6 protein-coding genes are annotated in these 12,783 nt (G+C 56.0%); 4 read left to right on the forward strand and 2 right to left on the reverse strand.

Features of this window, described 5'->3' with window-relative positions; all coding sequences use genetic code 11:
• Positions 1–348 precede the first annotated feature (348 nt).
• Positions 349–1,260: a hypothetical protein gene (locus ACTQYB_RS04135; RefSeq protein WP_441481535.1), complete on the forward strand. Its 912-nt coding sequence runs from the start codon at positions 349–351 to the stop codon at positions 1,258–1,260.
• A 1,532-nt stretch (positions 1,261–2,792) separates the two neighbouring features.
• Here ACTQYB_RS04135 and ACTQYB_RS04140 read toward each other — a convergent pair.
• Together ACTQYB_RS04140 and ACTQYB_RS04145 are read right to left on the reverse strand one after the other, a co-directional pair.
• On the reverse strand, positions 2,793–4,982 hold the full coding sequence (locus ACTQYB_RS04140) for a hypothetical protein (RefSeq protein ID WP_441481534.1): 2,190 nt from the start codon (positions 4,980–4,982) through the stop codon (positions 2,793–2,795).
• A gap of 205 nt (positions 4,983–5,187) precedes the next feature.
• The gene (locus ACTQYB_RS04145; protein WP_441481533.1) at positions 5,188–6,597 is read right to left on the reverse strand and encodes a polysaccharide biosynthesis tyrosine autokinase; all 1,410 of its coding nucleotides are present in this window, start codon (positions 6,595–6,597) and stop codon (positions 5,188–5,190) included.
• A 370-nt stretch (positions 6,598–6,967) separates the two neighbouring features.
• Between ACTQYB_RS04145 and ACTQYB_RS04150 the strand changes: the two genes are divergently transcribed.
• From ACTQYB_RS04150 to ACTQYB_RS04160, 3 genes are all read left to right on the forward strand, one after another.
• Positions 6,968–7,423 (forward strand): hypothetical protein, encoded by a 456-nt coding sequence (locus ACTQYB_RS04150; protein WP_412171202.1) that lies wholly within the window; start codon positions 6,968–6,970, stop codon positions 7,421–7,423.
• A gap of 342 nt (positions 7,424–7,765) precedes the next feature.
• Positions 7,766–10,486, forward strand: coding sequence for an LTA synthase family protein (locus ACTQYB_RS04155; protein WP_441481532.1), 2,721 nt, complete (start codon positions 7,766–7,768; stop codon positions 10,484–10,486).
• Positions 10,487–10,543: 57 nt separating this feature from the next.
• On the forward strand, positions 10,544–12,574 hold the full coding sequence (locus ACTQYB_RS04160) for a glycosyltransferase (protein WP_441481531.1): 2,031 nt from the start codon (positions 10,544–10,546) through the stop codon (positions 12,572–12,574).
• Positions 12,575–12,783: the final 209 nt, after the last annotated feature.

A 12,783-nucleotide genomic window follows, 5' to 3' on the forward strand; every position in this document is an offset into this window, starting at 1 on the left:
AGGCTCAAATCCTAAATCAATCATGAATATCGGATGCAGTCCAACACACATGGGCCCCGCTCAACCACCGTTTCACCCCATCAGATACCTGCAAGGCAGCGGTATTCGCCCTCTTGCTTGCATGCATACCCGATGCCTGCACAGTATCCATTCCCTGCAATGAATCCAATCTCGTCGTTGAATCTCCGATTCAGTCCATCGTCCGATATCATGCGCCCGAGTTACTCCTGTCAGCACAGCGTATCCGTAATCGACCTCAAGAATCACTGATGACAACTCACCATCATCTTCTGACCACATTGTTCGAGCGGAATCGTTTTCCCACTGCCCATCACATATCGTCGAACCATGAGCGGTCCATCACCCAACCCAGACGAACTGTACAAGCCAATCACAGCGAAAACGCTATCGGAACGACAACAGCAAGCGTTACGGACTTGCCTGAGCGTGCGCTTCAAAGGGGTGGTTTCGCACACCACTGCCCTTGATCTATTGCGTGTCGAACGTCCAGAACGGCTACTCAACGATCATCAGCTTCATATCACCGTAAGCAAACGCCATTTGCGTCGTCAGCAATTCGGTCCGGACAGTCCGGATATTGCGATGCACCAGTGGAAAGACCTGACTGCAGAACATACCATTATGCTGTCCGCCGGATTGCGGGTGTTATCACCTGAAGCGACATGGGGATTGCTGGCACCGGGCTTGCGAATCGATGAACTCACCGAAGTCGCCGAGTCGCTTATCAGGCATGGGCATGCGACGGAAGCCTCACTCGAAGAATTCCTCACATCACAGCGTTTCCCGGGCAAAGCCAAATGCCGTGCCTCGCTCGCACTGGTCGTCACCGGAAGTGATTCACCAAAGGAGACCCAGCTGCGGTTATGCCTGTATTCATACGGACTGGACCGATTCGAAGTGAATTATCGGGTTCCGGATATCCTTTCCGATCAGGGAGGAGATATCACGCTTGATCTCGCTGATTGCGAACTGAAAATCGGCATCGAATACGCAGGCGACCAACATCGGACTGAACAACGTCAATGGCGTAGGGATCTGCAGAAGCACCGTCTTCTCGAATCCATGGGTTGGATGATTCTGCAGGTGACCCAACTTGATCTTGTGAATCCCATCAACCGCGAGCGCCTTGCCATGAGAATTGCCTCAGCACGGGCGCAAAGAGCCGGACATCCGCTCATGCTGTCCACTCAAATTCCGTGGGAGATGTTGGCTGACCGGCGTAGGCATTCGCTACGATGACGGGGTGGTGATTGGACTTATGCTGGATTGATATTTGGGGCAGATTACGGGCTGATTGGCTGGCTGATGACCGGATTCATTGCCTGATTGACGACCGCGCCAGATGACAGGACTAGAGCGAGTATCGGGGATTGATTCCTGATTCGGTCCCATATGGTTTGCCAAGCGACAGCCTCGCGCAACGGATTGGTCTACCAGTATGGCAGCGCAGGCAATGGAATTCTGGGCATCTGCGTACACCTCGGAGAAGGCCGTCGACTCGTCGATCTGTGAAATCGGCTGAATCCGCGGACTGAATCGGAAATCGTGTGCTGATTCCCGATCCGGTCCGCGCCACGCGCGCTGCCACAGGGCCACCAACCACGACGATTCCCCAAGAACCGCAGAATACCAACAATCGACCACACCTCACCAACCGCCAAGTAGCCGAATCAATGGACCAGCTCAGGAATTACACGCCGATTTCGAATCCAGGGCACAATCACAACACCCGTCGCCTTGCCACCGACAATGACGATTATCCAAGAACCGCCAAATTCTGGCAATCCACCAGCACGGCAGACACCAGGCATCGAGCCACCAACCACAGTGCAGACCAAACCCACGGACCGAATCGGAAATCGTGTGCAGATTCCTAATCTGGTCCGCACCATGCCACCAGACTCCGGACCATCGACCACAACGACAGCACAGGAATCGCAGAATACCAACAATCGACCAGCGCTCGGGAGGCAATCAACCGAGGCACCGGTCATCAGACGGCCCGTGCCCACGGACCAAATCGGAGATCGTGTACTGATATCCCGTTCAGTCCAGACAACACCATCCAGCACCAAACCACCGATCCACTACAACAACAACACAAAAACCGCAGAATACCAACAACCGACCAGCGCGGCAGACATCAGCCACCGTGCCACCAACCACGTAACAGCCCGAGCCCGCGACCAAATCGAGAATCGTACGCCGATTCCCGATCCAGTCCGTGCCACGCGCCCAGACTCCAGACCATCGACCAGGCCGATTCCCCCAAAACCGCAGAATACCAAGACTCCACCAGCACACTCGACAGCAGCCGCCATACCGACAACCACAACGCAACCCAAATCCGTGAGCCAAATCGCAAATCACACACCGATTCCGAATCCAGTGCACGACCACGCCGCCCGGCACCGGATCACGTGCAACGGCAGCACCATGAAACCGCGGAATACCAACAACCTACCAGCGCGGCAGACATCAGCCGCCTAGCCACCAACCACGGCGCCGCCCAGATCCACGGACCAAATCGCAAATCACTGACCGATTCCCGATCCAGTCCGCACAACACCACCAGCCAACAGGACACCAACCGCGATAATCACCAAACCGCGGAATACCAACACTCCACCAGCGCTCGGAAGACGATCAACCGATACACCGGCCATCAGACAGCCCACACCAGCGGACCAAATCGGAAATCACATACTAACCTCGGGTCCAGTCCGCACCTGTCCAATACCACCAGCAACCGAGACGCCAGCCGTCGACCACTACTTACCGCTCGCACTCGCCGACGGAGTTGGCGGCGTAGAACCATCAGGAGTACTGGGAGCCTTGGGATTCTTGCCCGGGTTATCAGTGGGTTGTTGATTCGTGGTATCTCCAGTATCCCCACCGGTAGGCGTACTCCCGCCCCGATTCTGCCCCTGCGTCTGACTCTGCGTCTGCCCCTGCGTCTGACTCTGAGCCTGTGCAGCTGCAGCCGCGGCCGCAGCTGCAGCATCAGCGGCGGCCCGCTGGGTCTTGTACTCTTCCATCGATGCGTTCACCGCGTCAGAAGCGGTTTGCAGGTCGTTTTGCGCCTTTTGCACGTCCACGAGCGCCGGCTTGTCCTTCTGCAACAGCGTATTGGCCGCGTCAATTGCGGATTGCAGCGTCGTTCGCGTGTTGTCATCCGCGACAACCCCTTGGCTGTTGGACAGCAAAGTCGAGGCTTCGCTTGTCGTTGTCTTCAACGTGTCGACCGCAGAGTTGTAATCATTGGTCTGCTTGGTTTTCGCGCTGGACTTCACATCCTTTGCAGCGGCTTTTACGATGGAATTCAAGTTGACCAGCTGCGTGGCCAGTGTCTGATTGGTTTTCGCCGCCGTGCCGAGTGCTTCCGTGCTCATGGAAGTCTTGCACATGACCGGCTTGCTCGCGGATTTTGCCTTGCTTACCGCGGTTTTCAGCTTTTCTACGGTCATGACATCGGCGACCTGATCGGTGCCGATTTTCTGTTGCGCTGCAGTGCTTTTCAGCGTTGCTGTAAGGGTTTCTGAGTTTTCTTTAACTTGGCTATACGCTTTCGTGCAGTCTGAATATGCATTGCTGCGATTGCGATTGGTCCGGACCATCCCGTACAGGTAGTACACACCCACCCCGGCAGCGATGATGGTGATGATCAGGAATATCACGACAATCACCCGACTGCGGGTTTTCGTTCCGCGCGATGATGGAGAGTCGTCGGCTTCCTCAGCACGCCTCCGCTCGTTACCAGATGCTTGTTGTCGCACGCTGTTGTCGACCAGTTCCTCCTGCAAGGAGCCGACGGCATCCTGCGGACCGGTCATCCCGCTTTGAGGGGTATGGATGGTCCTGGTGGCATTGGTTTTTGCAGCCCCCGGAGCCGTGACTTTTGCGCTAATCGCAGCGGTCCCAGCGACGACAGCCGCCGAGGAGACGGGCGTCATAGTTTCAGTTTCCGCATTGGCGACGCGTTCACGAGCGATATCATCCGCGCGCGGAGCCGGAGGAGTGAGCAATGATGGTCCCGGCTGCTGAAGACCGACGTGTTGACCGACGTGTTGATTACCGCCCCGTTGAGCCCCAGCCGCACCTGTAGCACCCTCAGCATCAACAGTAGCAGTGGCAGCAGCTGAAGCAGCCGTGCCCGAAGCAACACCACCCGAAACAGCAGCTACCGGATTCGGCATCGTCATTCCCGGCACATCCGGCATCGACAAGCTGATGTTTGACGTCCCAAACGCCGCGTTCGACATGCCACTTTGCGTCCCAATATTCGATGGCGCCAGCGCGGCCCCGAATTGTTGGGTCTCCGCCTGATTATTGTCTTGCCTCGCCGCGTTCAACCATTGTTCGGTTTTTGTTCCGGCACGATGTTGAGGCGCTCCCGCTGTGAGATTGGACGGGGATATTGGAGCCGCAACAGCCGCAGAACCTGCAACTGCAGAGCCGGCAACATCGCCTGCGGCGCCGGCAACACCGGCGGCTGCCGCAGGCCCGCCGGCAGTTGACTTGCTGGTGCGGGGAGCGCGCGAGCTGATATCCGCAATCTTGCTGATTGGCGAAACCTCGCCACTCTGCTCATTGTCCAACATCGGGAACGTGATAAGCGGAATATCCCAGTTCGTGTCAACGATATCCCCTGGCAGTATCCCGTCCTCATCGGCGGACACCGGAGCATTACCCGTTCCGAGCGCTTCGGCAGCTGGAATACTAGAGGAATCGGCGGTGATGCCGCCCGGAGCATCCGAGTCAGCCACGCCATTCATACCGTTCAGGCCATTCGCGCCAGCAGAACCGCCCACATTACCCAGAAACCCCTGACTCCCCTGTTGCTCGGCATTACCAGCGGCCGCGTCTTTGTCGGCATGCCAGGCTTTGTCAGCATCGTCAGTCGGCTTGGCGATCGGAAACAGCGAGTTCATATCCGATTGCTGATGCTCCTGCCCTGTCATCAACTTCTCCTTGTTTCACTTCGCGCAACTCTTGCCGCGCGTCACGCCATGCACATCTTTACCTATGGTAGGTCACCGCCGGTACCTCCACGGATTGCGATCGGCCACCCGCACGTCGGTACCACCACGCACCAAGAAAATACACGCGGGGGCAGCCGGAATCCTTCGACTCCGTCTGCCCCCATTTTCGCCTCAATGACGGGTGTCACTTGCTATGTTTGCTCCTACCATGATTCCCAGTGGATTCATCATAATAATAGTAGTAATAATTGCCGTTCTTATTGGAATGCTTCTTCTCGTCCGCATAGTCGAGTACGAAGCCGAGAACCGGGACATCCGCTTCCTTCAGCGATGTGGCGGTGTCTGCAAGATCCTTCTTCTCTGCAACACCCCTGCCGACGACGAGAATCAGACCATGCGCCATACGCCCGAACACTGTTGCATCGTCGGCTACAGACAGCGGCGCGGTATCGATGATGACGTAATCGTACTGGGTGAGCGCCTGTTCGACCATCTCGGTCATCAGCTCCGAATTGAGCAGCACGCTGGCGTTGGCAGGACGCTTGCCTGCGGGCAGCACATGAAGATTCTGCTTCCAGTACTTCTGCACCACGTCACGCGGCGTCGCCTGAGCGGAAAGAATATGAGACAAGCCGACGTGGCCTTCGATGCCCATTTTCTTCGCCACGGACGGATGGCGCAAATCAGCGTCGATAAGCAGCACGCTCTTGCCGACTTCGGCGATGGCGGCCGCGGTATTGGTTGCCGTCGTGGTCTTGCCTTCGCCCGGCCTTGTCGACGCGAAGACGAGCAGATGACCGTGTTCCTTGACATTCGGTGCGAGGAAGGAGATATTCGTGCGAATCTTGCGGAACTCTTCCGCTTCTTTACTGCTCGGCTGGGAAATAACGACAGGTCGCGGTTCGTCAAGCAGTTCCGAACACTGAATCGAACCGAGTGACGAAGCCTTGGTCAGTTCGCGCACATCGGAGGAGCTTTCGACACGCGTGTTGATCACGTCAAGCAGCAACGCCATGCCGACTCCGCAAATCAGGCCAAGCACCACGCCCGCTGCAAGGTACAGCCCGACTTTCGGTGAACTCGGAGACTGCGGCGTACGGGCCTTTTGCACGAGGGTCAGTTGGATAGGGGATTTGGCGGATTCGTCTGTGTACAGGGATGATGAAATCTGTTCGGAAAGGTTTTTCGCGACGCTGTTGGCGATTCGAGCGGACTGCTCGGCGTTGCCGTCTTGGACGGAAACGTCCACCATGAAGGTGTTGCTTGGATTGGTGGCGGTGACCTTTGCGGCAAGCTCGTCCGTGGTCATGTCCAGACCGAGTTCCTTGATGACCGGCTTCAGCACGGCCTCGGTCTTCACCAGCTGCGGGTAGGTCTTGATCTGGGTTGACAGATACGATGCGCCCGAATTCATATCCGATGAATTCTGCGTTTCCCCTTGTGAGGCGTAGGTTGCGAACAGCTCCGCGGTTGCCGTGTACTGGGGCGGCACCAGGAACGTATACCCCGCGACTGCGGCCACAATCACGACGAATGTAGCGATCGCAGCCGCCATATGCTTGCGTACGGCCTGGAGTAAATCAGCGATTGTCAATGGTTCCCCAATTCTCGTGGGATCTCCTCAAAAACTCTTATACGATACCACTAGCGGGAGAATTCGCTCCGCCACTTACCCCCTCTTCCACACGACCACCTAATTCTTGCTGGGTGCCGGTAACGCGAGCAGATTTGTTGCTCATGATTCTCAGATGGTTTGCATTGTCTTGTCCGTGCATCTGCTGGATACACTACTGGTTTCGAAGTTAAAAGTATTCATTTTCAATATTCACGGAAAAATCGATAAGAATTACACAAATCAATGGTATACTTTTTAATCACGATATACACGAACACTCAAGCATGAAGCCTGGGTTAAATTCGCGGATACGTCCTCGGAACAACGCAAGAATATTAAGGAGTATCTAATGACCTCATTACACGGATTCCAAGAGATCAATATCCACAAGCCCGTCGGAAAAGCCGTGATGACCGTTACCAAGACGCTAGTCCGGTTCAACAAGGCGACGGTGGTCGCAATGGAATGCCCGGAGTACGTGAAAATCCTCGTCAACACGAGCACCAGCCAGATTGCCGTTGAGCCGTGCGAGGCCTCGGATCGCAACGCGGTGAAATTCAGCCGGGTAAAGAAGCAGGGCGAAGAGGCCACGAAGGCCTCCTCGGTTACTGTGCGCGAACCGTCGGTGGTGGACGCCATCGCCTCGTTCTTCGATTTTGCCGAGGTCGACGAGGACCGCGTCGCCTATCAGGCGATTGTCGGGCGGGTTTCCCCAACGGACCGTGTGGCCGTGTTCGCCGCCGCAGATGCGACCGCAGGCGTAATGAAGCATCGTGGCCGCAAGAAGGGCCAGACCCTGAAATAATCAGCAGTTTCGTAGACGCAAGAGGTGCGACGCGAGCGTACCGACCGATATCAATGCGCCGTCACGACTGCGTCGCGCCTCATCACTCCGTCATCTCATGCGGATCCGTATGACTTGGCTGAAGCTATACGTGGCTCCCGGCAGAGTGCTGGGAGCCACGCTTTTTTGGAGGACTTCCGCGCCGCTTCACTTCCGCTCTCAATTCGCAATGATTCGAGCATCAGCGTGAAGTCCGCGGGCGCCACCCAATGGTTGCGTTCACATTCAGTCATCATTCAGCCGTTAACGCGTTGTCTACCAAGGGATTCGCTTGTCTATACTATGCCGGTACGATGATGTCTCGTGCAAGCCAAGCAAGGACAGCGACAGCATACGGGCGACGACCCCAATGACGCCCCCGACAACGCATCCTTGTTCGCACAATTGCTTGATACCGATGGAATCGGTTATGACACGGTTATCCCCGGAGATGATGGATTGATTCACACGCACCATACGCTCGCACAAGACGGTACTTCCCCAACCAATTCCGAGACTGAAACTGAACAAGATACTGTCAGCACTGACGTCAAAGCCTCGGAAACAGCGCCCAAGCAGCCGGCAACGAAAGCCGCACCGCCTATGGGTGCGGTGTTCAGGCCTGATGGATCCGTGGATTTCACCAACTCGTCAGCCGATAGCAGTGAGACGACAGGTGATTCTGAAGATGATTCAGAAGAAAAGGACGAGCCCAGCACATCCGCAGACTCGTCACAACGGAGCAACGATACAGCCGATGGCACCAAGGCCGCAGGTGATTCAGGATTCCAAGCGCGGCATGCGTTCGCTAGAGTCGCCGCCCTCCTCAGCAAGGCATGGAACACTGTCCGCAGCGCAGTGTCCACTGCTTGGGCGGCTGTAGCCGCGTTCTTCGCCCCGGTGTTTGGTGCCATCGCCCGCGGCTGGCACGCGTTTACATCCTTGAAAGCCGTGCAAGTCGTTTTCTCCGCCTGCAAGTTCTTCAAATCCCGCATCTGGGACAAGCGGATGCGCTTCTCCTTCGCGTTCTACACCATTGTGTTTATTGTGGTGACCGCGGCAAGTGTCATCGGCTTGCAATGGAGCGTCTACACCGAGCCGACGTACGCCAAGGGGCAGGTTGTGGACGACCAGACTAAGGCGCTGAATTCCGTCGCCGGGCAGCTTACGAGTTTCGTCAGCCAGATCTGGCTGCACCAGAGCTATCAGGCATGGCTGAACTTCATTGTGTTGGGCGTGCTCTATCTCACGATTATTCTGGTCATCAACCGGTTCTGGGTGGCGACCGCGATCTTCGGCACGCTGATGACCGTGTTCGCCATCGCCGACAAGATCAAGGTGGAGCTGCGCAACGAGCCGATCATTCCGGCTGACCTCCAGTTCATCACGGGCGGCAACGGCGACAGCATCATGTCATTCACCACGAAGAAGGACATGATCCTCATCAACTCCGCCGTCACCGGAGTGATCTGGTTGATCGTGGTGTGCGTGGTGTTGCAGTTCCTCGACCGGCGCCGCGGGCTGATCCCATACACATGGAAGCGTTCGGAATTCGTCAGCGTCAAGAACATCACCGCCATGGTGTGCAGGTGGGCAACCGCCATACTCAGTGTGGTGCTGTGCGTATCGTTTACGTGGGGGCTGCCTGTTACAGGATCCTGGGCGAAGAATTTCGCGACTGGATTGTCCGATGCCCCGCAGCTGTGGAATGCTATGGGCGATGCTTCGAATAACGGCCCAGCTATGAACTTCCTGCGTCTCGCACACGTGAAAATCATGGACAAGCCAAACGGATACAGCAAAGAGACCATGGAAGCTCTTGTCAAGAAGTATGCAGGCGAAGCGGAAACCATCAACCAGACGCGCACTGCAAACCTGACTGACAATACGGTGATTCTGCTACTGTCTGAATCATTCTCCGACCCGACTCGCGTGCCAGGCGTGTCGTTCGCCGAAGACCCGATGCCACAGATCAGAGCCATCAAGTCCACGACCACGTCTGGCTTGATGCTCTCCCCTGGTTATGGGGGAGGGACGGCGAATATCGAGTATCAGGCATTGACCGGCTTGAGCATGGCCAATTATGATTCGTCGCTTTCTATCGCTTACCAGCAGCTGGTGCCGAAACTCAAGTGGACGCCCACATTCAATCAAATCTGGAACGAGGCGAACGGCAAGTCCAGCTCGGTTGCGTTCCACGCGTATTCCCGCACCATGTATCTGCGCGACAGCAATTACAAGAAGTTCGGGTTCTCAAAGTTCTATGCTATTGATGGGAAACCGCTATTGAATGGTTTATCTAGAGTTGACAATAATTGGAATTATTCCGATTCCTCCTTCTATTCGTCAACGCTTAAGTATGCATTCGCCTCTAGGGCCACTAACATGTTTTTACAGATGGTAACCATGCAGAATCATCTTCCATATAACGACTGGTATCCAGACAACCAATTCAAAGGCAGTGGCGATACGTCTACGAATATTAGCGAAGAAGAGAAATCCGGTATCGAAACTTATGCAAAGGGTGTGAATTACACCGACCAGGCGACTGCGGATTTCCTCAATCAGCTCAACCAGATCAACCGTCCAATCACCGTGATTTTCTACGGCGACCATCTTCCCGGCATCTACTCGACGGCCAGCGAGAACAAACATAACCAGATTACTTTGCACGAAACCGACTACTTCATTTGGTCGAACGCTGCCTCGGCATCCGCGAATACCAAGCTGGACGACACTACAAGCGCCTACACATCCTCAAACTATTTCATGGCCCAAGCAGCAGAGCATCTCAATGCCAAGGTCTCGCCCTATCTCGCATTCCTGACCGAAATGCATGTGGCAATCCCCGCAATCTCTATTCCCGCATCCGCCGGCGATGCCAGCAAGCCTGTCTACCTGGATGCGGACGGGAATCGAATCCAGCCGAAGGATCTGACAACGCAGCAGAAAGAGCTGCTCCATGATTATCAGCTGATCCAATACGATTTGACCGCCGGCAAACAATATTTGAAGAATACTGACTTCATGGCCGTCTCAAAGTAGTCTTCAACCTCCCACGAACCCATACCGTGATACGCCAAGGTTTGTATACTTGTCGGCATGAAGCAGTCCGATACCCATATCGCAGATTCCGTAGCAGCATCGGCATGGGAAACCGTCAATCGTGTTGTTTTCCCCGTCAAAGACGCTGATTTGACCCTTCCTCTCTATGCAGTCGAGTGGACGCGTCCGCATGTAGACGCCGGAGCCCAAGACGTTCGTGTCAACCAGCTTCGCGTGGACACCAAGCATATGAATCGTCGCGATCTGATGAATCTGCTGCGCGAGGGGGCCGCGGATGCATCAGCCCCCGAGAACTCCTTCACCTGTCTGTCCCGCACTGAGTTGGAAGTCCACAAGGGCGGCCACGCCTCCCTGTGCACATATTTCAACGCGTTCCCCGCCTCATACTGGCGCCGGTGGACTGCGGTGAGCCACGTACGGTTTGTAGCCACGGCGGCAGGCAAGGGGAAGATCAACCTCTTCCGGTCGAACGGCCGCGGCCTGATTACCCCCGCAGGCAGCATCAATATCGATGCCGACGCTCCCACGGCGGTTTCTGGCACATTTGATATGAAAGGCCTCATGGACGGCGGATTCTTCTGGTTCGACGCCCAGGCCGCAACCGATTCCACGCTCACGGTAAGCGATGCCGGCTGGCAGGTACCGGTCGAAGAACGCAGAGCGAAGAACCGCACCACACTGTCGATTGCCATCACCACTTTCAACCGTGCACCCTACTGCATGAACCAGCTCAAGGCAATCGCTGGAGAAGTGTCCGTCCGCGAGCGCCTCGACACCATCTACTGCACTGACCAAGGCACCGATTTGGTACGCAATCAGCCGGATTTCGATGCGGTTGCCAGGGATTTGGGCAGCCAGCTCACGTATCTGCGGCAGGGTAACCTCGGCGGATCCGGCGGCTTCTCCCGCGGCATGTACGAAACATGTAAGGCAGGTAAGAGCGAATACGTACTGCTGCTGGACGATGACGCGATCAGCGAACCAGAGGCGATTGTGCGCGCCGTGCAGTTTGCGGATTATGCAAAACGGCCGCTGCTGGTTGGCGGCGGCATGCTGCATCTGGATAACCGTACGGTGTTGTGGTCACAGGGAGAAGATATCGACGGGCGCCAGATGCCGTTACGCAATGCCTTCGGATCCCACGATTTCGCTACGAATCCGCTACGGGACTCCCCCGAATGCCACCAGCGTTTTGACGCGCAATACAACGGCTGGTGGATGTGTTTGATTCCGACATCGGTGATTCGCGAAATCGGTCTTGCGATTCCGGTGTTCATCAAGTACGACGATATTGATTACGCATTCCGTGCCAAGGAACACGGCTATCCTACGGTGTCGCTTCCCGGCGTCGCGGTGTGGCATCAGGGGTGGCATGACAAGGACATCTCCCGTACATGGGAGGAGTATTTCATGCAGCGCAACCGTTGGATTTTCGCATTGCGGCATAATCCGGAACCTTCTCGGACCATGCCGGTGAACGTGCTTTCCGCCGATATCAATATGGGACTCCATCTGGTGTATTCCGGCATCGGATTGCACCACCGGGCCATCCAGGATCTGCTGCGAGGTCCGCAATTCATCATCGGCATCTATTCGACCGCGATGGCGAGTGTCAGAAAGCTTCGTTCGACGTTCCCCGATTCGCAGGCGGTTACGGATTTCGATGAGTTCCCGGAGCCACGCCGCAGGTTCGTTTCGCCCAGCACCCGGCCGACGACGTCTATCCGACGTGCCATTGATTGCGCGGTGAACTTCGGGAAGGCGATGTTGTTACCTCGCGATGGACGCAAGTCCACTGCCCCAGATGTTGCCGTACCGACCATGGAATCCACCTGGAACGCATACAATGGTGTGGATTCGGCTCTGGTCACCTCACCGGACGGTAATTCCGTCACTTGGATGCGTCGTGATGACCGTCTGTTCCGCCGGGACATCAACGAAGCGCTCCATCTTTCCAGCGAATTGAGGCGCAACTGGAAACGGCTCCACACCGCATACAGCGATCCGCGTTTCACGAGCTTCGAGACGTGGGAGCGGATTTTCAAGGAGAATCCGGCACAGGAGTAATTGCGAGAAGCCACAAGCAGCCAAGCAGATAACAGCTGGGCGTGAGAATTGTCGTAATCCTCATACCCGGCTGTGTTCGTGGCGTCTAGTTGATATGGTGGAACCTTGATGAAGAGGATGTCAACAGTAGTCGAATCGTCAACCGCCAGCACGAGCGCGACACGGCGGAAATTGCGCCTGCCCCGGTTAGGGTTGTTCTGTTACAGTCT

Source organism: Bifidobacterium sp. LCP19S3_E9 (genome assembly GCF_052121135.1).
Classification (GTDB): domain Bacteria; phylum Actinomycetota; class Actinomycetes; order Actinomycetales; family Bifidobacteriaceae; genus Bifidobacterium; species Bifidobacterium thermacidophilum.